This is a genomic window from Bacillus sp. 1NLA3E, from assembly GCF_000242895.2.
Classification (GTDB): Bacteria; Bacillota; Bacilli; order Bacillales; family Cytobacillaceae; genus Bacillus_BU.
Window position 1 is genome coordinate 897,888 of sequence record NC_021171.1, and the last position, 24,485, is coordinate 922,372.

Consider the following 24,485-nt stretch of genomic DNA (forward strand, 5'->3'; position numbering starts at 1 on the left):
CGCCCGCCCCGCGGAAAGCGAGCACATGGAGCGGAAATCAACATTCTAATTTAACACAGCCAAATGTAAACGCTTACTTGAATATTCGTAGGTCATCTAATATAATTAAATTTAGAAAATTATAAATTTTTAATGAATGAATGCTCATTCATGACTTGGCGAAGGGGAGGAGAAATATGAATCTATCTTCACGATTGTCTGATACAGCAAGAAAATGGCCGCAGAAAAACGCGTATATTTATAATGATCGCTCATGCACTTATGCAGAGCTTGACACTGCTGTAACGAAATTTGCAGGAGGACTGAGGGCCTTAGGCATAAAAAAAGGGGATCATGTTGGATTGTTATTAGGGAATTCTCCGCACTTTATCATTAGCTTTTATGGAGCATTGCGACTTGGAGCAACGGTTATACCAATCAATCCCGTTTATACCCCTGATGAGATTGGCTATATTCTTTCTAATGGAGATGTCAAAGTGGTGATTGCTGTAGATTCATTCCTTCCGTTAGTTGGAAAAATGCAAGAAAAGCTTCCGAATGGGGCTCATTTTATCATTTGTGAAACATCTGAAAACACCTCAAATATCGAGTCTTATGCGATTTATGAAAAATTAAAAACATTTACAGCTATCCTTTCCCTAGGAACATTAGACTTTGATAAGCCTGAACTACAAGATGATGATACTGCAGTAATTTTATATACTTCAGGAACCACTGGGCAACCAAAAGGAGCCATGCTGACGCATCAAAATTTATACAGCAATGCCGTAGATGTTGGCGATTATTTGCGAATAAATGCTGATGACCGTGTCATTACAGTACTGCCAATGTTCCATGTGTTTTGTTTAACCGTTGCTCTAAATGCTCCACTTATGAAAGGTGGAACTTTGTTAATTGCTCCAAAATTTAGTCCACAGGAAATTTTCTCTTTGTCAAAAAAGTACAAGCCAACTGTCTTTGCAGGAGTCCCAACCATGTACAATTTTCTTTTTCAGTATCCAAAAAGCAATGCATCTGATTTCCAATCGCTCCGCCTTTGTATTTCCGGAGGTGCTTCGATGCCAGTTGCATTACTGCAAAATTTCGAAAAAAAGTTTCAAGTGGTTATCTCAGAAGGGTATGGCCTTTCTGAGGCATCACCTGTAACCTGCTTCAATCCACTTGACCGCCCACGGAAACCGGGGTCAATTGGAACATCGATTATGAATGTTGAAAATAAAATTGTGAACGAGTTAGGAGAGGAGGTCCCAAACGGTGGAGTAGGCGAACTAATTGTTCACGGGCCTAATGTAATGAAGGGATATTATAAAATGCCAGAAGAAACTGAGGTTACAATTCGAGACGGTTGGCTATACACAGGGGATTTAGCAAGAATGGATGACGAAGGTTATATCTATATTGTAGACCGTAAAAAAGACTTAATTTTAGTCGGTGGGTACAATGTGTATCCTCGGGAAGTTGAAGAAATAATATACAATCACCCAGATGTGGTTGAAGTAGCTGTATTGGGTGTTCCTGACCCCGATTTTGGGGAGGCTGTAAAATGTTTTGTAGTAAGTAAGAACCTATCATTAACGGAAGCTAGCCTGCTCGAGTATTGCCAAATTTATTTAGCCAAGTATAAAATTCCAAGCTCAATAGAGTTTTTAGAAGAACTTCCTAAAAATACCACTGGAAAAATATTAAGAAGAGCACTGAAAACAATAGTATTGCAGAAAAAGTAACTGAACATAAACTCGGGATGCCGCTCTGGAATAATCTAGCCGTTAAGGGCAAGGGCTATTTTTCATATAAAGAGCGGTATCCCGCATTTTACCGTGTTAATAAAGAAAAATATCCTCGATTTGTCACAGAAATTATATTAAACTATTTAAAATGTCTAAAAATACTTGCTATTTAAAATAGTTTAGCGATATAATTTAGTGCATAAAAGCGGTTATGCGAAGAAGTACATATACACGAAAGGGGAAAGGTTATGAAGAAAAGCTTAAAAGGTTTCGTCGTAGCAGGACTAATCGGTAGCTTACTATTAGCTGGTTGTGGAAAGAGTACGAGTGATAATGGAAAAAGTGAGGCCGGCAAAGGTACAGAAAAAACGTATCATGTTGGGGTTACTCAGATTGTTGAGCATCCATCACTAGATGCAGCATATGATGGTTTTAAAAAGGCAATGAAAGATAAAGGCTTAAACGTAAAGTATGATGTGCAAATTGCTCAAGGCGATCAAAATAATAACCAAACCATTGCTAATAACTTTGTCGGAGACGGAGTTGACTTAATATTTGCTAATTCTACACCAAGTGCATTAGGAGCTTTAAATGCTACAAAGGATATTCCAATTATTTTTACTTCGGTAACCGATCCAGTCGGAGCTGGTCTAGTAAAGGCAATGGACCAACCAGGAAACAATATCACTGGAACAACCGATACTCATCCAGATGCAATCCCTAATACTATCAAATTCATGAGTGAACAATTTGATAAGAAGAGGGTTGGAGTTATTTACAACGCTGGTGAGCAAAACTCCGTTGCCCAAATTGATTTAGTAAAAAAAGCAATGAAGGGTACAGATCTAAAGTTGGTTGAGGCTACAGTGGCTACTTCTGCAGAAGTAAAACAAGCGGCTGAATCACTTGTTGGAGCAGCTGATATGATTTACATCATCACTGATAATACAGTTGTTTCTGCCCTAGAATCTGTTGTTAAAGTATCAAATGATAATAAGATGCCTTTGTTTGTAGGTGAACTTGATTCCGTAAAACGCGGTGGATTTGCAGCATATGGTTTTGATTACTATGATATTGGCTATGAAGCAGGTGTTATGGCTGCTCAAATCCTTAAAGGCGAGAAAAAGCCAAGTGAACTACCGGTACAATACCCACAAAAATTGAAACTATTAATCAATAAAAAAGCAGCAAAACAAATGAATATTAAGATTAAAGATGAATGGAATAATATTGCTGAATTTACTGAGTAATTTTTCAAAGAGATATTAATGGTGACACAGCAGATTATTTAATCTCTATGATAAATGGTGAACGACTATCAGCAGGTTCAGTCAAAAATAGAAACAGTCATGATAGAAAGGAAGAATAATATGTTTACCGCCATTTTTGGTTCTGTAGAAGCAGGTGTTATTTATGCACTGATGGCTTTAGGAGTATACCTTTCTTTTAGAATATTAGATTTCCCAGATTTGACGGTAGACGGAAGTTTCGTAACTGGGGCTGCTGTTGCCGCAGTTCTAATTGTTAAGGGATTCAATCCGGTTATTGCCACAATCGCCGCCTTATTAGCAGGGGTATTGGCTGGTTTACTGACGGGATTACTCCATACGAAAGGGAAAATTAATCCACTTTTATCGGGGATTTTAATGATGATTGCTCTTTACTCCATAAATCTTCGTATTATGGGTAAATCTAATGTTCCACTTTTACAAGAGGAAACAGTCATTACCAAGATTAATGATACCTGGAGTAAACTCGGAATTGATTCTGGAATTCAATCTTTGTTTAACAGCATTGGTTTGGGTAATTATATTCCAAGGACTTGGGGAATTTTGGTGACCATGCTCCTTCTTACGTTCTTGGTGAAGTTTGCGATTGATTGGTTTTTAAAAACTGATCTAGGATTGGCACTTCGAGCTACAGGTGATAATGAAACGATGATTCGCAGTTTTTCTGCGAATACCGATTTTTTAAAAACATTAGGTCTAGGCTTATCTAATGGATTAGTTGCGTTATCTGGAGCATTGATTGCCCAATACGGCGGATTTAGTGATGTCGGAATGGGAATAGGGATGATCGTTATCGGACTAGCATCAGTTATTATCGGGGAAGCTGTTTTCGGTACCAAGAGTATTGTAAGAACGACATTTGCTGTAATTGGTGGTGCCATTCTTTATCGGATTATCGTTACGCTTGCTCTTAGGGTTCAATTTCTTGATACAGGTGATATGAAACTAATTACCGCCTGCATTGTTATCATTGCGCTTGTTATACCTAAATTTTTAGATTCAGGGCGTGAAAGAAAAAGAAAGCGCAAACGGCTGATGGAAGCAAAAAAGAATCAAAGTCCAGTAGAGAAAAGTGGTGATCACCTTGCTGCAATTAAATCAGATATTTAAAGTTTTCAATGAAGGAACACCAGATGAGAAAATTGCCCTGGACCATGTTAGCTTGCACTTAAAAAAGGGTGATTTTGTCACAGTAATTGGTAGCAATGGTGCTGGAAAGTCCACTTTAATGAATATTATTTCTGGGAAACTAATCACAGATATTGGTTCAGTATCGATTGGCGAAAAAAACGTAACGAATGTAAAAGAACATACTCGCTCTAAATTAATAGGGCGCGTGTTTCAAGATCCAATGGCAGGTACAGCACCGAAGATGACCATTGAAGAAAACCTAGCGATTGCCTACTGTAGGGTGGGAACGCGGGGATTGAGAAGGGGCCTTTCAAAAAAACGACGTGATTTCTTTAAAGAAAAGCTTGAAATGCTACACCTCGGCTTAGAAAACCGACTTCAAGCAAAAGCTGGATTGTTATCAGGTGGTGAGCGTCAGGCGTTGTCACTATTAATGGCAACCTTCACAGAACCTAAGATACTCTTATTGGATGAACATACGGCGGCACTTGACCCATCACGTGCAGAATTGGTAACACAGTTAACAAAGCAAATCGTTAATGAGTATGGACTGACAACCTTGATGGTAACCCATAATATGCAGCAAGCACTTGATCTCGGCAATCGATTGATTATGATGGATAAAGGTCAGGTTATTTTTGAAGCAGATGAGGAAAAGAAGAAGGATTTGACGATTGAGAGATTGCTTGAGGAATTCCAGCGTATTCGCGGTGAAAAGATGAACAGCGATCGAGCTGTACTAATTTAAAATCTACAAATAAAAATAACGAAAAACGCATGTCCAATCCTAATGGGTGGACATGCGTCTTTTTTTGGAAAGGGGACGGATCGCCGCTAATTAAAATAAGCGAGCTTCTCTTGCAGCTTCGATACTGTTTCTAGCAAACTTAACTGGGTCGCCGACATTTTCCCAATGCATATACATTAAGCGAGGATTTTCAAAAAGCCAGTGATTGTGGACAGCTGTAACGATAATGCCTCTTCTACGTAAAGCTGTTAAAAATCGATTGATTTCTTCCTGAAGAATCACGGTTTCTCCAAGATTAAGAGTTCTACCATCAATATTATTTTCGAATGAGAGAGCAAATGGGAGCGCTAAAGGAGAACGGGTACGACGACCTAAAATAGTTGCATCAATATTACGAAGGCGTTGGACAACACATACAGGAGCAGCAGTGATTACTTCTCCTCCGATGATATTAGTAGTCTTTGACATGAGGATAAAGATGAATGTGAACGTGAATGTGAACGTGAATGTGAAGATGACATAAAATTCCCTCCTTTCAAGTTATCTTGTATAGAGTATGAAAGGAGAGAAGAGCTTGTATAGGTTAATATATGAAAGATAATGAAAAAAGGGGAAAGTTCAATATGAACTTACCCTTTTTTATTACTTAATAAATGTAAACAAAAATCTAAATCAAGTTCAAGATGTTGCTGCATAAGTTGTTCTGCCGTTTGTCCAGCTCTAGCTTTGATGGCCTCGTAAATATTTTCGTGTTCTTCAATTAAGAACGGCCGGTTATAAAAAACCACTGTTCTACGAAATAAGTAAATAATAGACTTCATCCGATCAATGATATCGATCATGACTGGATTATTACTCGCATTGACAATAATTTCGTGAAAACGCTCGTTTGCTTTCATAATTTCATCAAATGACCCCGTTTTGCCTATCTCCACACATTCCCTAAGAGATTGTAGTTCATTTTCAGGAAGATAGGATGCAGCGCACTTAGCAGAATGCCCTTCCAACAGGATACGGACCTGAAACATGTTGCGTAAATCTACTTCCGAAGGCTTTACGATCTTTTTTTTAACAATAAGTCCCTCATTTTCTAATCGACGAATTGATTCCCGGATTGGTGTTCGACTAAATCCCAAGTCAGCTGCAAGTTTTTCCTCTACTATTTTCGTTCCTCCAGGAAGTTCACCATTTAAGATCCTGTCGCGAATGATTTCATAGGATTGATGGTAAGCAGGTCCAGACCTCTCAGTATTCCCTTGCAAGTAATTCACCTCTTTATTACCTAATACTTAAGTTTAATCATACCAAATTTAATTTTCAAAAAATATAGGGTAGACAGGGTAGGAAAAAAATTATATTATAAATGTATACAAAATCATAATAAATGTATACAAAATTAGTGCAAAAGTATACGTTGATGATTTTGGTGGTCTTTTGTGAAAGCGGATCCATTATAGGCTTTGGACACTCAATTACTTGTCTTTAAAAAAGATATTTTGTAAGCGTGTTCATCGTTGGGGCTGGATCAGCACTAAATTCTAATTTTATGGGGGAAGAATCATGAAAAAAATTGGATTTATTGGCTTAGGGATTATGGGGAAGCCAATGGCATTAAACTTAATCAAAGCAGGTCATTGTGTAACTGTATGTGACATTAATCAAGAGGCTGTAAAATCATTGGTGAACGAGGGTGCTACTGCTGCCTCATCTCCAAAGGAAGTTGGGGAGAACAGTGATATCATTATTACGATGCTTCCTGCGAACAAGCATGTTAAAGAAGTCGTTTTAGGTGAGAATGGGATTATTAAAAGTGCTAAAGAAGGCACAGTAGTGATAGACATGAGTTCGATTACACCAGTTGTTTCAAGGGAAATCGCAAACGAACTTGCTAAACAGGGGATTGAAATGCTTGATGCACCTGTAAGCGGAGGAGAACCAAAAGCTATCGATGGTACCTTAGCAATCATGGTAGGTGGTAAGGAAGAGGTTTTTGAAAGTATAAAAGAAGTTCTTTATGGAATGGGAAAAGATGTGACCTTAGTAGGTGGGAATGGATGCGGGACAACCGCGAAACTAGCAAACCAGGTTATCGTTAATTTAAACATTGCTGCAATGTCCGAAGCCCTTGTGTTAGCAGCTAAAGCAGGAATTGATATAAATAAAATGTATCAAGCCATTAGGGGTGGACTTGCAGGCAGTGCCGTACTTGATGCAAAAGTTCCATTAATTCTTGAAAGAAATTTCGTTGCAGGTGGAAGAATTGATATAAACCTAAAGGATATAACAAATGTAATGGAAACAGCTCATGAAATCGGAGTTCCACTCCCATTATCAAGCCAGCTTTTAGAAATTTTCCACGCATTGAAGGTAGATGGAAAAGCAGGCGATGATCATGGTGGCATTGTCCAGTATTATGAAAAGCTTGCGAATGTCGAAGTAAGGGGTTCTTAAACTATGAGTAATGGCAAAATATTAGCGACTGAAGCTTTTTCAAACATTCCAGAAGTAAATGAAAGCGCTGTAAATGAAGTGCTAAATAAAGAATTAGCTGAGTTTAATAAAAAAATCATTGTACTTGATGATGATCCGACTGGTGTTCAAACAGTTCATAATATTTCCGTTTATACTGATTGGTCATTAGATAATATTGAAAAGGGCTTTTTGGAGGATAACTCAATGTTTTTCCTGCTGACCAATTCTCGAGGATTTACGGCAGCGGAAACCGAAAAAGCTCATCAAGAAATTGCAGCAAATGTTTTAGAGATTGCAAAGAAACTTAATAAGGAATTTATCATCATTAGCCGTGGCGATTCGACTTTAAGAGGGCATTATCCTCTTGAAACAAAGGTCTTAAAGGATACGATCGAATCAAATTCTGAAATTAAGTTTGATGGAGAAGTGATTCTACCATTTTTTAAAGAGGGTGGCCGATTCACGATTGGAAATGTCCATTATGTACAATATGAAGATTATTTGGTGCCAGCAGGCGAAACTGAATTTGCAAAGGATCGTACATTTGGTTATACAAAGTCCCATTTAGGTGAATGGGTGGAGGAAAAATCAAATGGTGAGTTCAAGGCTGAAAACACAACCTATATTTCTCTAGAAAGCATTAGAGCATTTGAAATTGACAAGATAACGAACCAATTACTAGAGGTAAATGATTTTAATAAAGTAGTCGTAAACGCGATCGATTATATCGATGTAAAGATATTCGTCATTGCTTTAATAAAGGCGATGAATAAGGGTAAGAATTTTATGTTTAGAAGTGCCGCTGCGCTAACAAAAGTTATTGGGGGCGTTAGTGATAGAGGCTTACTTTCACGAACAGAGCTTATGAGAGAAGAATCTAATAATGGTGGACTTATCATTGTTGGTTCTCATGTAAAAAAGACAACTGAGCAGTTGGAAGAACTGAAAAAATGTGATTTCATTGAATTTATTGAGTTTAATGTTCATCTTGTTTTGGAGCCTGAAAAATTCCAAACAGAAGTTGATAGAATTATTGAGACATGTGAACGCCTCCTTTGCTCGGGTAAAAATGTAGCCGTTTACACAAAGAGAGAAAGACTTGATCTTGGTATAGGAAAGAAAGAAGAAGAGTTGAAGCTTTCGGTGAAAATTTCTGATGCGGTTACAAGCATTGTTCAAAGATTAGAAGTGAGACCAAGCTATTTGATTGCTAAAGGTGGGATCACTTCAAGCGATATTGGAACAAAAGGTCTTGCAGTAAAAAGAGCAACTGTGGCTGGGCAAATTAAGCCGGGTATTCCAGTTTGGACCACAGGAAATGAAAGTAAATTTCCTGGAATCGCATATGTTATCTTCCCTGGTAATGTAGGAACGAAGGATACTCTTAGAGAAGTTGCTGAAATTTTAAATAAGTAAATTAAGAATTGTTGAATTAAGTTTGTATGATATTTTATAATAAGCACATTTTATTTTGGAACCATTCGTACATCTAGGGGGAAGAGTAATGGATTCTTTGTTTGGAATGTCTCATGAAACTAGTCTATTATTTTATGCAATCATTGCAATAGTAGGGTTAATCGTTTTAATAGCTAAGTTTAATACTAACCCATTCGTGGCACTTATCGTAGCCGCGTTGTTTATGGGCTTAATCTCGGGAATGAAGCTTCCTGATATTGTAACTTCTTTTCAAGAAGGAGTGGCCGGTGTTTTAGGCTTTATCGCTATAGTCCTTGGTCTTGGAACGATGCTCGGGAAAATGATGGCAGAATCAGGCGGAGCTGAGCGAATTGCTAGAACACTAGTAAAAGTTTTTGGTGAGAAAAATGTTCACTGGGCTATGATGGTCGTGGCACTTATTTGCGGTATTCCTGTATTTTTCCAGGTTGGAGTTGTTCTGTTAATACCACTCGTATTTGTTATTGCTAAGCACACGGGGACTTCATTGCTCAAAATAGGTCTTTCATTAGTTGCCGGTCTTGCTGTAGTACACAGTATGGTTCCGCCGCATCCTGCAGCAATGCTAGCAGTTGGCATTTTTCATGCGGATTTAGGAAAAACAATCTTTCTAGCAATGATTGTAGCATTACCTGCTGCAGCAGTAGCAGGACCGATTTACGGTTCTTATATTTCAAAAAAAATCAAAGTAGAGCCTTCTGGTAGTCTTGTAGACCAGTTAACAAAGTCTCAACGAAAAGAAGGGGATCTACCAGGCTTTGGCATTACTCTATTTACGATCTTGCTTCCTGTAATCCTAATGCTTTTCGCGACAATCGTAGATCTTAATTACCCGGTTGAAAGTACATTCCGTCAAGTAGTTGATTTTATCGGAAGTCCAGTTGTAGCACTTTTATTATCACTTATCTTTTCATTTTATTCTTTTGGATTTGCACGTGGATTTAGTGGCAAGGACATTTTAACATTTACAAACGATTGCCTGGGGCCTGTAGCATCCATCGTTCTTCTTATCGGGGCAGGGGGCGGATTTAATAAAGTGTTAACGGCTAGCGGTGTAGGAGATGCAATTGCTCATTTTGCTTCAGATGCCCATCTGTCTCCTATTGTGTTAGCATTCTTAATCGCTGGGTTAATTCGCGCTGCTGTAGGGTCTGCGACAGTTGCGATGACAACAGCAGCAGGTATTGTGGCTCCAATTGCGGCAACAATGCCTGGTGTAAGTCCTGAATTATTAGTGCTGTCAGTTGGAGCAGGTTCTATCATGCTTTCTCACGTAAATGATTCAGGATTTTGGTTAATTAAGGAATTCTTTAATATGTCGGTCCCTGATACATTGAAAACATGGACAGTCATGGAAACCATCCTATCGTTCGTGGCGTTTGGAATAGTATTAATATTGGATGTATTTATTTAGAGTAGATGGAATTTGAAGCTTAGAATTTTCAAATAGGTAATATTATGTAAGTAATTTATAAAGATGTAAAATTGAGACCCCTACTAGGTACTTAACAAATACTTGGTAGGGGCTTCTTACTTAAATAGAGAAACTTTATCAAACAGTAATTAGGTGGATTGTTTCTTTTTGTTCATGTGGAAAACCAGGGTAATTAGGAATAGTATTACAGGAATCCCTGCGCCCATTATGATATTAAGCGGAACGTAGGATTGAAACAGAAATTCGTTAAATTCCGCATAATTTTTTGCGAAAAATAACGCTCCTACACCAATGAGCCATGCTAATGGGATGACTAAAGGTTGGTACGATGTTAACTTAAGTGCTTGGCCGATTCCTAAACTTAGTCCGTAAAAAAATACTGATATTCGAATCATTGATCCAACCGTCCAAAACAGAATAGCAATTGTATCAAATCGATTGATTACTTCACCTGCCGCAATGTAACGGACTTCTGAAAAGGTTGGGAAGGTCATTTTTGCTGCTTCCACAGGTCCGAATAAAGCAATTGGTCCAGTGATTGGCCCAAGGAGAAAGATTAAGGTAATCACTGCAGCCCAAACGCTTGTTTTAACAAGTTTTTTCGGACGCTGGACATAGGGGAGAATCATGCCCATAATGACAAATTCGCCAAACCATCCCATCACCGTGAGTGAGCCAATTGCAACAGGACGGACCCCATTTCCCATTATCGGTAATAAATTAGAATAGTCCTTATTCTCACCCATAGTCAAAAAGACCACTGCTATTGCTGCCATTACTAGAACCGGTAACATAATTTGATTCAGCCTTCCAAGGGTTTCCAAACCGAGATAAACGATAAAGGCAGTCAATAAAAGAATTACAATAATAAATGCCGCGGTTGGTGTTTCAGACATGATCCTTTTGTATGCTTCTGCAAACAGTCTCGTACCTAAGATGACCATAATATAAAAATAAATGAGATAGAGAATCCCTAGTAATTTTCCAAACCAAGAAAAATGCTGAAACAAGATTTCAATTAAGGTCAAACCTGGAAAACTTTGCGATAATTTTACTAACACTAATATTCCGAGGAGCCCTAGGATGGTACCTACAATTGCTGCAATCCATCCATCTTGTCTACTTTGGGCGAAAATCACTGTAAGGATAACTAAATGACCAATAATGGTTAGGGATGTGATGGCCAGCATCGCTGCTTGGATATTGCTAATTCTACCCCGTTCAATCATGCTTCGAACCTCCAATCATTTTCCAAGAGGACTCATTTTATTTATTGTGCTTGCAATGGATGGTCCGTGGAAATCGGAAATCAATAATATACCTGTTAGGACGGCGAGGCCAATGATCCAGACTTGGACTTTAAAAGTTTTATAATCTTTCTTTTTCCATACAAAATATCCATGAGGGAAGAACGAAAGCACCACTATGACGATGAATAATAAACTTAATAATATATTCATACACTACCTCGATTCATTTGCTTTGCTTGGATCTTTATATAAGCCAAATCTTGAAATATTAGCAGTAACCTTTAACTCGACATCCAAATCTTTAAGTCCACCTTTTCGCCAATTAGGTGCCATTTGATCCCATTCATGTGGATATGTCCGATAGATTGCTTCTCCAAAGCCAAAAATATCTGCTTGCCATTGTTTTTGTACTTTTTCTAATACTTTTGTACCTTCATTTTTAATTGAATCTTCTAATTGTCGATTAAGATGATCGATTTGGTCACTAGTTACATTAAGATTTGAACATGTCACCTCTCGAATATTAGCCTCAACGTTAGCCTTTATGGTCATATTTGTATTTTTCCCATTTATATGTGGAATGATTTGAGAATTAGTTTTGTTTATAACTACACTGACATTTCCTTTATCGTTCCCCCCACAATTTATTACGAAAATTTCGTTTTTAAGCTTTCCTAGTATCGAAAGCAAACCTCGTGTATCAGTTTCACTCAAAAAACCTTTTAAATTACTACCTTTAAAAACGGCAGTTCCATCCAAACTGATAACTTGTATTTTCTTCTGTTGCTTATTTTGTGAATCCAGATTCTCCGCTTTTGCAGTTATTCCAAGCTTATCAGCTGTAGTCACAACACCTGTTACTGGGTCCGATGTATCACTGCTAAATCTCTTCATGAACTGGCTTATATCTTCCACCATTTTAGTAGCAACATATCGATTATTTTCCTTTAAACCCAAGATTTCCCTCCCAAATGTTATATTAAACTGAGGAGCAGTATTAATTACATCAGCTGCCTTACCTTTGGATACAAGCAGCTGGATATTCGGGCGAAATTGATTTTCTCTATGGAAAAAATCTAAAGTCGGTTCCATTTTTCTCCTTGCTATCTCTTCACCGAAAACAACAACATCTACATGACCAAAATATATTTTGGCTGAAATAGTTTTTGAGAGTTTTCCAACTGCTTCCAATAATGATTTTCCTGTCGCTTTTTCAATTAAAAATGGATTTTGCTGACTCCCTCCTGTTCCTCCCACTAATGGTTGTGAGAAGAGAACAGCTGGCTTTACAATGACACTTGTAACTTCATACTCTCCAGCATGATTGAAGTCAACCCCAATAGCATTCATAATAGCGATGTTATTAATTTCTTCTGCACTCCAACATCCAGACAGAAGGAGAGGGATGAAAAACATAGGGATAACAAAAAGTCTTTGTTTCCATATGGGTAAAATTTTTATTTTCATTACTCACCGTCCTCCTTTTTTTGCGGAGATGGTGCAAAATGGCTTTCACCTTTATGCACTACATTTTCAAGACCGAGGCCAACTGGAGGTGTCTCCATTGCCCACCATGGTGCTCGAATGAAAACATCCTTCCAACTTTCTTTTCGTGCTGGAGAAACGGGAGAGAAGTAAGGAACACCAAAAGAGCGTAAACTCACTAAATAGGTTAATCCAAACATAAGTCCGACAATAATTCCCATAAACCCGAAAAAACCAGCAAGTATCAGTAAAGGCATTCCGGAAAAGCGAATGATTTGATGAAAGGCGTAATTCGGTAAAATAAATGATGTTAAGGCCGCTACGGAAACAACGACAGCAAGAAGGGGGCCAATAATTCCAGCCTCGATAGCAATCTGGCTGATTATGACGAGTCCTAATATTGTCACAGTGGCGCCACCGAATGTTCTAGGCATTCTTAAGCCTGCTTCACGAACAAGTTCAAAGGTTATTATCATAAAGATTGCTTCAATTAATACAGGGTACGGTAAGGCTGCCCGCCCCGCTGCAATCCGAATTAATAGTGGACTTTGTAACAAATCTTGATGAAATGTTGTCAAAGCAACATAAAACGCTGGTAAAATAAGCGTGACAAACAGACCAAGAAATCGAATCCAACGTAAGATAGTTGCAACCAAAGCCCCATCATAGTAGTCCTCGCTAGAATGGAGAAATTCGACAAACAAGGCCGGAACTGTTAACACAAAGGGGGTTCCGTCAACAAGGATAGCTACCTTTCCATCTAGTAACCCTCCGCAAACACGATCTGGCCGTTCTGTGCTGAACACGGTTGGTACGGGTGATCTAGGAGAATCCTTAATCATCGATTCAATATACTGACTTTCCAAGATGCCATCCATTTTAATTCGTGATAAACGTTGATGAACTTCTTGGACTATCTCCTGATTTGCTATCCCTTTTAAATAAATGACACTTACTGTAGTGTTGGTTTTTTCGCCGAGTTTTAAGTAATCAACCTTCAATGATGGCGTTTTAATTATTTTTCGGATTAACATCACATTTTTATGAATATCTTCAACAAAACCCTCTTTGGGGCCTCTTACCGTCTGTTCGGTAAGAGGTTCGCTCACTTCTCGTCCTAGTGAGGTATTAGATCGAAATACAAATGCCTCTTCCATTTCATCGATTATTAAAACGGTATTACCAGTTAAAATATGGTCTTCAACTTCATGCACCGTGTTTATTTCCGTCATCCGGAGGAAGGAGAAACGATTCCTGATAAATGCTGGAATAGCTTTTTTCGAATGCATTATTTCTGTGTACGAGGAAAACCCTTGTTCAATCTCTAACATCGCTGAATGGTTAACCATCTCGGCAAGATAGATTAAACATCCAGATATTTTGCTGAATTCGATATAATGGAAAACAATATCATCACACGATTCGAAAATCATTTTTAGTTCATCAATATTTTTGTTAAGAGAAGATGATAACTGAATTGGAAACTCATCCTTGCGAAATAGCTTTCTTTTATTAAAAGAACCCGATCCTGTCATAATTTAACACCTCCTAACAGATAAGTTTTCCTTGTCACCTTTTAATTATTCCTTATTCGCATGATTGTTGGTCCTCCTAGAATCCAGATATTTTGGTCCAGCATATTTGTGACGTCTTAATGGAAAAAAAGTATTTTCTTTGTTTTTTTTAGGAAAAAGTTTCTTACCTATTTCTGCTTACGAAATAATTTTGGTATTCTAGATATAGTAAAAAAAATTATGTATTTCAACACTACCTACTAAAAATAATATTGGAGTGGTTAGATGAAAGCTGTAGTTCATGCTGAAAAAACAGGAATAGAAGGGCTTACATATCGTGAAATAGAAGAAATCCAGCCTAAAGTTGGAGAGGTAAGGGTAAAACTTAAAACAGCAGGTTTAAATCATCGGGATTTATTTACCCTAACTCGCCATCAACCAACAGATCCTCCGTTAATTATTGGTTCAGACGGAGCAGGAATTATTGATTCCGTTGGTGAAGGAGTTGCAAACGTTCAAATAGGGGATGAGGTGATGATTAACCCGAGTTTGGGATGGAAGGAAAAAAGCGATGCCCCACCCCCGGGTTTTGAGATTCTTGGTCTACCTTTCCATGGTACGTTTGCTGAGCAGGTTGTGGTTCCAGCCGAAAATGTTGTAAAAAAACCTGCCTATTTAAGTTGGGAAGAAGCTGGTGTTGTATCCTTGGCAGCTCTCACTGCTTACCGAGCATTGTTTACACGAGGTAAAATTAAGCAGGGGATGAAGGTGTTGATTCCTGGAATTGGTAGCGGAGTTGCGACGTTATTATTACAATTTGCCAAAGCAGTTGGAGCGTCCGTTTATGTTACCTCCCGCTCAAAGGAAAAGTGTGCGAAAGCTCTGGAACTTGGTGCCGAGAAAGCAATTGACAGTAATGCTGATTGGAGCAAAGCGCTTGCCGGAGAAAAAATGGACCTTGTAATTGAATGCGTTGGCGCAGCTACGTTCAACAAGTCACTCGAACAACTTCGGCCAGGAGGAACCATCGTTACGTTTGGCGCTTCAGCAGGGGATGAAGTGCAAATTAATCTCCGTAGTTTTTTCTACGGACAGTTGAATCTTCTCGGCTCAACATTGGGGAGTGGTGAAGAATATAAAGAAATGATTCAATTTATCGAAAAGTATCAAATTAAACCAGCTCTTGATCATGTATATCCTTTAGATCAATTCGGACAAGCTTTTGAGCGAATGAATAAAGCAGAACAATTAGGAAAGATTGGGTTTATCATAAGTTAAGGTAGGAAAAGTGAATATGTAAGGCTAAAGAGTTGCTATTTTCAGCAGCTCTTTTTGTATATATAGAGCATGAAAGTTGATTATTATTCGATGGATAATTAATAATTGAGGAAAGAAGTTTTTAGTGAAATTAAAATCTTCCATGCACAATAAAATAAATAAAAAGGTGATTAACATTGTTTAAATATCTAAAGAGGCTCAAATTTATTTTGAAATTTTGGAAGTTCATCCCGTTTTTAAAAGATTTCTTTTTTACAAATCAGGTTCAGCTTTATAAAAAAGTACTTGGTGTGTCATTGATACTCATCTACGTCTTTTTCCCATTTGATGTAATTCCAGATTATCTATTACTGTTTGGAATCGTTGACGATCTTGTTATTGTCACATTTGTTCTAGAGAGAATAGTAAAAATGGCACCAGACTCCCTTGTGGAAAAGTATAGTTTAAGAGAAATTTTATAAGTATGAAAAAAAACGAGGAGCAAATAAAAAGGCTAGGCTGTCTTCATGCCCACCATTCAAATATTGAATATATCGAAAGTGCCCTTTCCTCATTTATGGTTGAAATGGTCCATTTCGTTGATCCAGGATTGATGTATCAATTAGTAGCAAATAATAATTTAGAGGCAGTCCCCGCGCGAAAAAAGGTAAGGGAGCAATTAGAATGGATTGCTCAGTGTAATGTCGATGCAATCCTCATTACTTGTACTAATTATATTGCTATCTTGCAGGAAGAAATTTACCCCATATCAATTCCCATTATAAAAATAGATGAACCGTTCTTTGAGAATATCTGTAAAATCAGGCTACCACATAAAATCCTTTTTACCAATCCTGCAACAGTTGCGGGAACCATGGAGCGTCTAGAACAATATGCTTCTAGCAGGCAACTTTCTTTAGATATTGAGGTAGAAGTAATTGAAAATTCGTTTGAGTTAATCATGAAGGGACAAAAAGAAAAGTATACTCATGAAGTATATAGGTATCTTAAACAAGAGGTTAAAGATGACAATAGAGTGGTTTCCGTTGCACAATTATCGATGGTTGAGGCGGTTAAAAAGCTTGAGAATGAGACATGTAAGACCATAATTAATCCACTGGATACTTTAGTTTCTAAAATCTTGAATCGTCTAGAATAAAAATTGGTGCCTGACCCCCGATGCGTTAATACTTTAACGCATCGGGGGTCAGGCACCGTCTTTTACAATAACGCATTAATGCAGCATAGTTCTTTTATTCTACTGCTGGGTCAGGTTCGGATTTACTGAAATTGCTGAGTAGCATTCCAATTCCTATACCAACAAGGGCAGGAACAATCCACTCTAATCCGACGGATGAAAATGGAAGAACCTCTTTGACCGTTTGAAGCACACCTAAATTCATGCCGGTGGCACTCAATCCACCTAACACTGCGAATACACCAGTGAATAACATCGCACTTCCGTAAACTACTCTTGTGTTTGTGAAGAAACGGTTGAAGAAAGTAAGTATGATTAAGACAATTGTTAGAGGGTAAGCTGTAACAAGGAAAGGCACCGATACCTTAAGAATTTGGCTTAATCCTAGGTTTGCCAGTGTAAATCCAACAAGCGTAACAATTAATACTACAGTTTTGTAGCTTATCTTAGGAATCAGATTGGAAAAATACTGTCCGCAGGCTGTTGTTAATCCAACAACAGTGTTGAAACAAGCTAATGTAAAAATAAACCCAAGCAATGCTGTTCCGCTTTTTCCCAATAAAAGGGTTGAAGTGGAAGCGAGAAGTTGTGTTCCATTTTCAAAGGTACCATTACTTGCCATTTTTACGCCCATCCAGCCGATGCTAACGTATACAATAGATAGTAATACTCCGGCAACTAGCGCTGCCTTTAAAGTGTATTTTGTTAAGTGCTTGTCATCGCTAACCCCTTTTTGTTTTATTGAAGTTAAAATGACAATTCCAAATGCTAATGATGCTAAGGCATCCATTGTGTTGTATCCTTCCAAGAATCCTTTGAAAAAGGCACCCGTCTGATAATCGCCTATTGGAGATTGAAGTGGGGTATCCAACTTTACAAATCCTACAATACATAATCCAACGATGGCTGTAACCAAAATCGGTGTGATCCAGCGCCCCATATATTTTTCTAGCTTTGCTGGATTCATGCTGATTGCATACACGAGCAAAAAGAACAACGCTGAATATAAGAACAAAACCAATGTCGAATTCCATGATGGATTAATAAAGGGTACAACGCCCATCTCAAACGCTACAGTGGTATTTCTCGGAATCGCTAGGAATGGCCCAATCGACAAATAAACAATAACCATAAAAACAGTGCTGAAAATTGGATGAACCCGATTGCCAATCTCTCTGACCCCGCCCTTCACGAGGGAAATCGCAAGTAATACTGCAAGTGGCAATCCGACTCCTGTAAGGACAAAGCCTGCGATAGCCCACCAAAAAGAAGTTCCTGATTGTGCTCCTAAGAATGGAGGGAAGATCAGGTTTCCGGCTCCGAAAAACATCGAAAATAAAAATAGGCCGATAAAAAAGCTATCAAATTTCTTCATAAAAACTCTCCTTTAACATGATAATTGTCTTTCGCAAGCGTCCAAACGCACAGTTTACAGAACGACTCGCTTCCACTTTTTTAATAAAAATAAAAGGCTGTTTTCGTAAACTTGTTGCTATTTACTAAAAGAGAAGTGTGGTTGATTTCCGCTCCAGGTGCTCAGCAAACCGCGGGGCGGGCGGTGAGCCTCCTCGGCGTTTTACGCCTGCGGGGTCTCACCTGTCCCGCTGCTCCCGCAGGAGTCGAGCACCTTCCGCTCCAATCAACTTCTTTATCAACGGTTTTCTTTCCAAAAACCTTAAAAAAACAACAATCTTTTAGAAAAGAGCCAAATAAAAAAACCCGTCCCTCAAACAAGGGACGAGTTTGTACTCGCGTTACCACCCTAATTCCGCAGCAATCGATAACAATCATGCGGCTCTCAAGACCAACGTACCATCATACGTGTTCCAATGTAACGGTGGAAAACCCGTCAAAGCTTACTAGATTCAGCTTTGCATCTTAGAGATGATCTTCGGAAAGGTACTGAACATCGACTTCCACCTAGTGCCGACTCTCTTTGGAACAGCGATCCCATCTTACTCTTCTCATCATCGAATTTATTATTTAAAAATAATTTATCAGAATCAAATGGATGTGTCAATATATTTCGATAGTTTTCATTATTGCTAAATTTATCAATAATAATGAATGGTTTGAAGTCAACATGTTTGATATTGCGGTGGATTTAAATTAAGTTGGAAACGAGATAAATCAATAATAGATTTATTTTTTGAATATAATAAAGTGTTCGGAAGACAAAGGAAGGAAAAAAAATGATAAAACGGGTTGAAGGGTACGAGGTTGCTGGGAATTTATAAAGGGAGCCTTTAATGGTCAGGCAATGGGTTAATAAATGGTCGAATAGAAAATATAGAGGTGAACAGTAGAAATGAACCAAAAATATAGTCCACTTTTAGAATCGTTCAACTTCACAAATGGCTTAAAGTTAAAAAACCGCATTGTCATGGCGCCTATGACAAACTTTTCTTCAAATGAAGACGGTACAGTTTCAGACGCTGAGGTTAAATATTATGCTCGTCGCTCCAAAGGGGTCAGCATGGTGATAACAGCATGTACATTTGTGACACCAAATGGTAAAGGTTTCCCCGGTGAATTCGCTGGCGACCGCGATGAAATGATCCCAAGTTTAAAAAGTTTAGCTACTGCAATAAAGGAGCAAGGAGCCAAAGCAATATTGCAGATGTTCCACGGAGGACGTGAATGTCCGTCTGAATTAGTTCCCAATGGGGATGTGGTTAGCGCAAGTGAAGTTGTTTCAGAACAACCTAATCGAAAAGTCCCTCGTGCTTTGATTGAAGACGAGATTCAATCAATTATCAAAGCTTTTGGTGAAACAGTGCGTCGGGCTATTGAAGCAGGATTTGATGGTGTCGAAATTCATGGTGCTAATGGGTATCTTATACAGCAATTTTTTTCGCCACATTCCAACCAGCGTGAAGATAATTGGGGGGGAAGTGTCGAGAAACGGATGTCTTTTCCACTCGCCGTTATTGATGAAGTAAAGAAAGTGGTTGGCCAGCATGCAAGTAGCGAGTTCCTCGTTGGTTACCGTTTTTCCCCCGAAGAGCCTGAAACACCTGGAATCACAATGGCTGATACGTTAAAGCTGGTCGATGCTTTAGTTGGGAAAAACCTAGATTATTTGCACGTTTCCTTACTTGATTTCTGGTCTGTTCCAAGACGAGGAGTTGAGGATACCCGTTCAAGAATTGAAATTATATTAGAGCGGATTGGAATGCGTGTGCCAGTAATAGGCGTTGGTTCTATTCTCAGTGCGGACGACGCCTTAAAGGCTTTTCAAACTGGTGTGGCTCTAATTGCCTTAGGACGCGAACTCATCATTGATCCTGATTGGGTTCAAAAGGTGGAGAACGGTACGGAAGACCAAATCGAAATGAAGATTGATAAAGGAGCACAGGAGCGACTAGAGATTCCAAATCCTTTATGGCAGGTAATTATTCATTCGCCAGGATGGTTTCCGGAAGTTGAGTAAAAAACCAAACTAATTGAAATAGGGGTGGTACCTAAGCTGAATTGACTTAAGTACCACCCTTCCTCTATTACCATCCGTAGACATTAAGACACTCTTTTTACCGAATTTTGCTTCGATCCGAACGATACATCTGAAATCAATAGAACACTGCTCAATATGACAAGTAGCCCAATCATCATTCCAAATGTTATTTTTTCATGTAAAAAAACGAAACCCCACAGCATTCCGAACAACGGAACAAGGAAGGTTACACTAAGTGTTTTTGTTGGTCCAACACTTTCAATTAGGTAAAAATAAAAAAGGTAAGCAATCGATGTACAGAACAGTGCTAACCCAACTACCGATAAAATGACGACTATAGAAAATGTTTCCGTTGAGGTTGGTAAATAAAATAGCGTAAACGGCAACAACACAATGGCTGCACCGATTTGTTGACCGGTCGCAAGTGATAATGGTGAAACCGTGGTAAAAGTCTTTTTAATATAGACTCCAGCGAAGCCATAAGAGATGGTTGATAAAATACTACAACCAATCGCAAGAAACACTTCTTTTGTTGAAGGAATTGGGCTCCAGCCAACTAATATGGCAACTCCTATCACGCCTATTAACATTCCAATGCTTTTTTTAAAGGTAAGTTTTTCTCCCAGCCAAATCCAAACGGCCAATGCTGTACATAATGGAGTCAACGCGTTAACAATAGCCATGATCGATGCGTTTAAATGGATCGCTGCAATGGCAATGAGAGTAAACGGTATTCCTGCATTTAATGCCCCAATAATAAGATATTGCCTCCACCATTGTTTAAAATTAGCGGAACGTTTGGTTAGTAAAACAAAGAGAAATAATGCTAACCCAGCGATGGTTACTCGTGCCTCAATTGTAAAGAGTGGACCAATTTCAGGAGACGCAATCCTGATAAAAAGAAACGAAGCTCCCCAAAGCGCGGCAAGAGCAAACAATGCGCCAATTTCTTTTAATCTCATTTTTCTGACCTCTTTCTAAAAATAAAGGCTGTGTTAAAGCTCAATGTTGATTTTTTGCACAAAGTTGATTGGAGTGGAAGGCGCGAAGACTCCTACGGGAGCAGCGGGACAGGTGAGACCCCGCAGGCGCTTAAGCGCCGAGGAGGCTCACCGCCCGCCCCTAAGGTGCGCGAAGCGCCTGGAACGGAAATCAACATTCTAGTATAACAGAGCCAAAATAAAAATAATAATCACCCTGCAGGAATTATATAAGTAAAATATTTAATAATTTATTAGTTTGAATTTTTTGTAGACATAGACGTATTTCTTAGATGTATAATAAGTAAAAAAACTTTCGAACAACTAATATCTCTATTTCAACATGAAGTATAAGTATAAAGCAATAATTTTTCAGGCGGTGAATAAATAAAATGTCAGAAATGGTGATGAATAAACAATCATCCCAGTTTAAACAGGGATTACAATCAGGGTTTAGTATTGCGATTGGCTATTTTCCAATCGCACTTACTTTTGGGTTGCTCGCTAAAACAACTGGGTTAACATTGATTGAAACGGTTTTAATGAGTTTAATCGTTTACGCAGGAGCATCGCAATACATAGCATTAAGTCTAATCTCACTTGGTACAGGAGTATTTGAAATCATTTTAACGACGCTTATTGTAAATATCAGGCATTTCCTCATGTCCGCTTCTTTAAATGAAATGGCAGAGGATGACCAAATGGGGAAGAGAATGGTCTATTCCTTTGGGATCACCGATGAAACCTTCTCTGTGGCTGCGACCAATCGGGACACTGTGACAACTGGGTATATGTTTGGACTAACATCCATTGCCTACCTTAGTTGGGTTATAAATTCAGGGATTGGATATGCAATTGGAGCTAATCTACCGAAAACGTTGCAAGAAAGTATGTCAGTTGCCCTTTATGCAATGTTCATCGGATTATTAGTTCCTTCATTAAAGAAAAGTGTGAAAGTGGTCTATTTAGCTGTGCTGGCGGCTTCCTTTAATACTATTTTCACTCTAGGTGATTGGCTGTCAACGGGGTGGTCAATTGTGGTGGCAACTCTTCTTTCAGCCATCATCATTGAAGTTGTCAATTCTATAAAATTAGGCCAGGGGGGACGGGGACTTGAATAATGGAGTTATCTGGATGATTGTGGGGATGGGGGTCGTGACGTACATCCCGAGAATGCTTCCATTTGTTTTATTCAAAGGAAGGGTATTGCCACCTTTTATTCAAGGTGTTTTACGAAATGTACCCTATGCCACTTTGGGGGCGCTAATTTTTCCTGGGATTTTATTTATTCAAAAAGATTTATGGTATGGATTGATCGGAGCCACGGCTGCTTTTTTGGTCGCTTTTCTAGGAGCGAATGTTATTATAGTTGTCTTAGGCTCAATTGCTATACTATCCGTTTATTCTTTATTCTTTTGATATAACGGCTGTCGGAATCTGAAACTCCGGCAGTTTTTTTTCATATGTTCTACCCAGTTGGTTCAAGCTATAATTGTCTTTCCTTTTTGGCTGTGTTAAAGCTCGATGTTGATTTTTTGCACAATGTTGATTGGAGCGGATACACGAAGACTCCTGCGGGAGCAGCGGGACAGGTGAGACCCCGCATGCGCTTAAGCGCCGAGGAGGCTCACCGCCCGCCCCTAAGGTGCGCGAGTGCCTGGAACGGAAATCAACATTCTAGTTTAACAGAGCCTACTTTTTTGTAATACAAGATGTTGTTCTATTTGTATTTTTTCATACTAAACATAGTAATGAAAGGGTTGTACTTCAGGAGGGGATTGCGATTGGTGCGTAAAATGGGCGTTTTTTCCGTATTACTATATGTTGTATATGGATTATTGGCTTATTTGTATTTGTTTCATTTTGCGGATACAAGCTTGCCGTTTGAATACCAGGGAACAAAGGCAGATCCAGCTACATTCCTAAATGGAAGAGAGTTAATGCTTACTGAGGAGTATTCAAAAACAAGGAATTTGCTATTTTTTTTATCAACACCGCTTGAATGGCTTATCTATTTTTTGATTTTGTTATTTGGTTTATCAAAGGCATTTAAACGGTGGGCAGAGCAATCATCACAATATAAAATAGCCCAAACAGCCATTTATGTAATTTGGCTGTCCTTCTTTTCATATATCGCAACATTTCCATTAAGTTATATCAGCTATTCTCTTTCCAAAACATACAATATTTCAACCCAATCCTTTGCATCATGGATGAAGGACGAACTCATTGATTTCTGGATTAATTACTTAACAATGTTCATCATTGTTACTGTTTTGTATTGGCTTATGAAGAAAAGTACGAAACGATGGTGGTTTTATGGCTGGCTTTTATCGGTTCCTTTTACACTGTTTATGATGTTTCTGCAGCCTGTGGTGATTGATCCACTGTACAACGATTTTTACCCATTAAAAGATAAACAACTTGAGGCAAAAATATTAGATCTCGCCAGTAAAGCCAAGATTCCCGCAGAGCATGTTTTTGAGGTCAATATGTCTAAAAAAACGAATTCGCTCAATGCTTATGTAACAGGAATCGGATCAAATTCACGGATTGTCCTCTGGGATACAACCTTAGAGCGTTTGAATGATGATCAAATTTTATTCATTATGGCTCATGAGATGGCCCATTATGTCGAAAAACATGTTTATTTCGGAATTGCTGGGTACCTGTTAATGTCTCTTTTAGGACTGTATTTAATTTACCGAATGATGAACTGGGGAGTATCAAAATGGGGGAAAGAATTAAAGATTGCTGCGGTAAATGACATTCGTTCTTTTCCACTTTTTCTGATGATTTTATCGATGCTGATGTTTGCTTCAAGCCCGCTTAGTAATTTGGTCTCTCGCTACCAAGAAACTCGCGCAGATCGATATGCGATTCATATGACTAAAAATAGTGAAGCGGCAATTGATTCGTTTCAGAAACTTACAAAGTCCGGTTTGAGTCAGGTGAATCCACCCCTACTGGTGAAAATTTTCCGCTATGGCCACCCAACGATGTTAGAACGAATTTCAAGGCTTGAGGAATATGAAATCCAACATCAAAAGACTTCCAATAAGTAACAAAAAAAAGCCCCTGTCGAATCGA

22 protein-coding genes and 1 other annotated feature are annotated in these 24,485 nt (G+C 38.5%); of the genes, 14 read left to right on the top strand and 8 right to left on the bottom strand.

The window, feature by feature from the left end:
* The first annotated feature begins 176 nt into the window (after positions 1–176).
* The 4 genes from B1NLA3E_RS04445 to B1NLA3E_RS04460 all read left to right on the top strand — a co-directional run bounded on the left by B1NLA3E_RS04445 (position 177) and on the right by B1NLA3E_RS04460 (position 4,895).
* Complete coding sequence (locus B1NLA3E_RS04445; RefSeq protein WP_015592645.1) at positions 177–1,724, top strand: fatty acid--CoA ligase family protein; 1,548 nt, start codon at positions 177–179, stop codon at positions 1,722–1,724.
* Between the two features lie 251 nt (positions 1,725–1,975).
* Positions 1,976–2,977, top strand: a complete 1,002-nt coding sequence (locus B1NLA3E_RS04450; protein ID WP_015592646.1) for an ABC transporter substrate-binding protein — start codon at positions 1,976–1,978, stop codon at positions 2,975–2,977.
* Positions 2,978–3,097: 120 nt separating this feature from the next.
* A complete protein-coding gene (locus B1NLA3E_RS04455) occupies positions 3,098–4,126 on the top strand; it encodes an ABC transporter permease (protein ID WP_041580296.1) in 1,029 nt (342 codons plus the stop codon).
* On the top strand, positions 4,101–4,895 hold the full coding sequence (locus B1NLA3E_RS04460) for an ABC transporter ATP-binding protein (protein ID WP_015592648.1): 795 nt from the start codon (positions 4,101–4,103) through the stop codon (positions 4,893–4,895). The genes B1NLA3E_RS04455 and B1NLA3E_RS04460 overlap by 26 nt, the downstream gene beginning before the upstream one ends.
* A gap of 90 nt (positions 4,896–4,985) precedes the next feature.
* Here B1NLA3E_RS04460 and B1NLA3E_RS04465 read toward each other — a convergent pair whose 3' ends face one another.
* On the bottom strand, positions 4,986–5,363 hold the full coding sequence (locus B1NLA3E_RS04465) for a DUF1259 domain-containing protein (RefSeq protein WP_015592649.1): 378 nt from the start codon (positions 5,361–5,363) through the stop codon (positions 4,986–4,988).
* 161 nt (positions 5,364–5,524) lie between these two features.
* Positions 5,525–6,157 carry a GntR family transcriptional regulator gene (locus B1NLA3E_RS04470; protein WP_015592650.1) on the bottom strand — a complete coding sequence of 211 codons (633 nt, stop codon included), beginning with the start codon at positions 6,155–6,157 and terminating at the stop codon, positions 5,525–5,527.
* Between the two features lie 295 nt (positions 6,158–6,452).
* On the opposite strand from B1NLA3E_RS04470, the gene garR reads away from it, so the two are divergent.
* From garR to B1NLA3E_RS04485, 3 genes are all read left to right on the top strand, one after another.
* Positions 6,453–7,346: a 2-hydroxy-3-oxopropionate reductase gene (gene garR / locus B1NLA3E_RS04475; RefSeq protein ID WP_041580298.1), complete on the top strand. Its 894-nt coding sequence runs from the start codon at positions 6,453–6,455 to the stop codon at positions 7,344–7,346.
* 3 nt (positions 7,347–7,349) lie between these two features.
* Positions 7,350–8,783 (top strand): four-carbon acid sugar kinase family protein, encoded by a 1,434-nt coding sequence (locus tag B1NLA3E_RS04480; protein WP_015592652.1) that lies wholly within the window; start codon positions 7,350–7,352, stop codon positions 8,781–8,783.
* Positions 8,784–8,871: 88 nt separating this feature from the next.
* Complete coding sequence (locus tag B1NLA3E_RS04485) at positions 8,872–10,236, top strand: GntP family permease (protein ID WP_051120124.1); 1,365 nt, start codon at positions 8,872–8,874, stop codon at positions 10,234–10,236.
* A 149-nt stretch (positions 10,237–10,385) separates the two neighbouring features.
* Here B1NLA3E_RS04485 and B1NLA3E_RS04490 read toward each other — a convergent pair whose 3' ends face one another.
* From B1NLA3E_RS04490 to B1NLA3E_RS04505, 4 genes are read right to left on the bottom strand one after another with little or no spacing between them, the layout of a single operon-like run.
* Positions 10,386–11,486: a GerAB/ArcD/ProY family transporter gene (locus B1NLA3E_RS04490; protein WP_015592654.1), complete on the bottom strand. Its 1,101-nt coding sequence runs from the start codon at positions 11,484–11,486 to the stop codon at positions 10,386–10,388.
* A gap of 15 nt (positions 11,487–11,501) precedes the next feature.
* Positions 11,502–11,717 (bottom strand): hypothetical protein, encoded by a 216-nt coding sequence (locus tag B1NLA3E_RS04495; protein ID WP_015592655.1) that lies wholly within the window; start codon positions 11,715–11,717, stop codon positions 11,502–11,504.
* A 3-nt stretch (positions 11,718–11,720) separates the two neighbouring features.
* Positions 11,721–12,974, bottom strand: coding sequence for a Ger(x)C family spore germination protein (locus B1NLA3E_RS04500; protein WP_015592656.1), 1,254 nt, complete (start codon positions 12,972–12,974; stop codon positions 11,721–11,723).
* Positions 12,974–14,527 (bottom strand): spore germination protein, encoded by a 1,554-nt coding sequence (locus tag B1NLA3E_RS04505; protein WP_015592657.1) that lies wholly within the window; start codon positions 14,525–14,527, stop codon positions 12,974–12,976. The genes B1NLA3E_RS04500 and B1NLA3E_RS04505 overlap by 1 nt, the downstream gene beginning before the upstream one ends.
* A 264-nt stretch (positions 14,528–14,791) precedes the next feature.
* Here B1NLA3E_RS04505 and B1NLA3E_RS04510 point away from each other — a divergent pair, with 264 nt between their 5' ends.
* From B1NLA3E_RS04510 to B1NLA3E_RS04520, 3 genes are all read left to right on the top strand, one after another.
* Positions 14,792–15,784 (top strand): zinc-binding dehydrogenase, encoded by a 993-nt coding sequence (locus B1NLA3E_RS04510; RefSeq protein WP_015592658.1) that lies wholly within the window; start codon positions 14,792–14,794, stop codon positions 15,782–15,784.
* A gap of 176 nt (positions 15,785–15,960) precedes the next feature.
* On the top strand, positions 15,961–16,245 hold the full coding sequence (locus B1NLA3E_RS04515) for a YkvA family protein (RefSeq protein WP_015592659.1): 285 nt from the start codon (positions 15,961–15,963) through the stop codon (positions 16,243–16,245).
* Positions 16,246–16,247: 2 nt separating this feature from the next.
* Positions 16,248–16,922, top strand: a complete 675-nt coding sequence (locus B1NLA3E_RS04520) for a hypothetical protein (RefSeq protein ID WP_015592660.1) — start codon at positions 16,248–16,250, stop codon at positions 16,920–16,922.
* Between the two features lie 94 nt (positions 16,923–17,016).
* Here B1NLA3E_RS04520 and brnQ read toward each other — a convergent pair whose 3' ends face one another.
* Complete coding sequence (gene brnQ / locus B1NLA3E_RS04525) at positions 17,017–18,336, bottom strand: branched-chain amino acid transport system II carrier protein (protein WP_015592661.1); 1,320 nt, start codon at positions 18,334–18,336, stop codon at positions 17,017–17,019.
* 355 nt (positions 18,337–18,691) lie between these two features.
* Positions 18,692–18,941: a binding site (T-box leader), on the bottom strand.
* A 328-nt stretch (positions 18,942–19,269) separates the two neighbouring features.
* On the opposite strand from brnQ, the gene B1NLA3E_RS04530 reads away from it, so the two are divergent.
* Positions 19,270–20,394 carry an NADH-dependent flavin oxidoreductase gene (locus B1NLA3E_RS04530; RefSeq protein WP_015592662.1) on the top strand — a complete coding sequence of 375 codons (1,125 nt, stop codon included), beginning with the start codon at positions 19,270–19,272 and terminating at the stop codon, positions 20,392–20,394.
* A gap of 83 nt (positions 20,395–20,477) precedes the next feature.
* On the opposite strand, the gene B1NLA3E_RS04535 is transcribed toward B1NLA3E_RS04530, so the two are convergent.
* Entirely contained in the window at positions 20,478–21,377 is a 900-nt protein-coding gene (locus tag B1NLA3E_RS04535; RefSeq protein WP_015592663.1) for a DMT family transporter, read from the bottom strand.
* A gap of 410 nt (positions 21,378–21,787) precedes the next feature.
* On the opposite strand from B1NLA3E_RS04535, the gene B1NLA3E_RS04540 reads away from it, so the two are divergent.
* The 3 genes from B1NLA3E_RS04540 (at position 21,788) to B1NLA3E_RS04550 (ending at position 24,460) form a co-directional block, all read left to right on the top strand.
* The gene (locus tag B1NLA3E_RS04540) at positions 21,788–22,516 is read left to right on the top strand and encodes an AzlC family ABC transporter permease (RefSeq protein WP_015592664.1); all 729 of its coding nucleotides are present in this window, start codon (positions 21,788–21,790) and stop codon (positions 22,514–22,516) included.
* 13 nt (positions 22,517–22,529) lie between these two features.
* Positions 22,530–22,814 carry an AzlD domain-containing protein gene (locus B1NLA3E_RS04545; RefSeq protein ID WP_442852656.1) on the top strand — a complete coding sequence of 95 codons (285 nt, stop codon included), beginning with the start codon at positions 22,530–22,532 and terminating at the stop codon, positions 22,812–22,814.
* A gap of 365 nt (positions 22,815–23,179) precedes the next feature.
* Positions 23,180–24,460, top strand: coding sequence for a M48 family metallopeptidase (locus B1NLA3E_RS04550; protein ID WP_041580299.1), 1,281 nt, complete (start codon positions 23,180–23,182; stop codon positions 24,458–24,460).
* Positions 24,461–24,485: the final 25 nt, after the last annotated feature.

Bases quoted from the DNA above. Each gene is read 5' to 3' on its own strand.
- B1NLA3E_RS04545 (WP_442852656.1), top strand. From the start codon at position 22,530: ATGATTGTGGGGATGGGGGTCGTGACGTACATCCCGAGAATGCTTCCA.
- B1NLA3E_RS04495 (WP_015592655.1), bottom strand. From the start codon at position 11,717: ATGAATATATTATTAAGTTTATTATTCATCGTCATAGTGGTGCTTTCG.
- B1NLA3E_RS04485 (WP_051120124.1), top strand. From the start codon at position 8,872: ATGGATTCTTTGTTTGGAATGTCTCATGAAACTAGTCTATTATTTTAT.
- B1NLA3E_RS04540 (WP_015592664.1), top strand. From the start codon at position 21,788: ATGTCAGAAATGGTGATGAATAAACAATCATCCCAGTTTAAACAGGGA.
- brnQ (WP_015592661.1), bottom strand. From the start codon at position 18,336: ATGAAGAAATTTGATAGCTTTTTTATCGGCCTATTTTTATTTTCGATG.
- B1NLA3E_RS04480 (WP_015592652.1), top strand. From the start codon at position 7,350: ATGAGTAATGGCAAAATATTAGCGACTGAAGCTTTTTCAAACATTCCA.
- B1NLA3E_RS04455 (WP_041580296.1), top strand. From the start codon at position 3,098: ATGTTTACCGCCATTTTTGGTTCTGTAGAAGCAGGTGTTATTTATGCA.
- B1NLA3E_RS04530 (WP_015592662.1), top strand. From the start codon at position 19,270: ATGAACCAAAAATATAGTCCACTTTTAGAATCGTTCAACTTCACAAAT.
- B1NLA3E_RS04505 (WP_015592657.1), bottom strand. From the start codon at position 14,527: ATGACAGGATCGGGTTCTTTTAATAAAAGAAAGCTATTTCGCAAGGAT.
- B1NLA3E_RS04535 (WP_015592663.1), bottom strand. From the start codon at position 21,377: ATGAGATTAAAAGAAATTGGCGCATTGTTTGCTCTTGCCGCGCTTTGG.
- B1NLA3E_RS04465 (WP_015592649.1), bottom strand. From the start codon at position 5,363: ATGTCAAAGACTACTAATATCATCGGAGGAGAAGTAATCACTGCTGCT.
- B1NLA3E_RS04510 (WP_015592658.1), top strand. From the start codon at position 14,792: ATGAAAGCTGTAGTTCATGCTGAAAAAACAGGAATAGAAGGGCTTACA.
- B1NLA3E_RS04445 (WP_015592645.1), top strand. From the start codon at position 177: ATGAATCTATCTTCACGATTGTCTGATACAGCAAGAAAATGGCCGCAG.
- B1NLA3E_RS04450 (WP_015592646.1), top strand. From the start codon at position 1,976: ATGAAGAAAAGCTTAAAAGGTTTCGTCGTAGCAGGACTAATCGGTAGC.
- B1NLA3E_RS04490 (WP_015592654.1), bottom strand. From the start codon at position 11,486: ATGATTGAACGGGGTAGAATTAGCAATATCCAAGCAGCGATGCTGGCC.
- B1NLA3E_RS04500 (WP_015592656.1), bottom strand. From the start codon at position 12,974: ATGAAAATAAAAATTTTACCCATATGGAAACAAAGACTTTTTGTTATC.
- B1NLA3E_RS04520 (WP_015592660.1), top strand. From the start codon at position 16,248: ATGAAAAAAAACGAGGAGCAAATAAAAAGGCTAGGCTGTCTTCATGCC.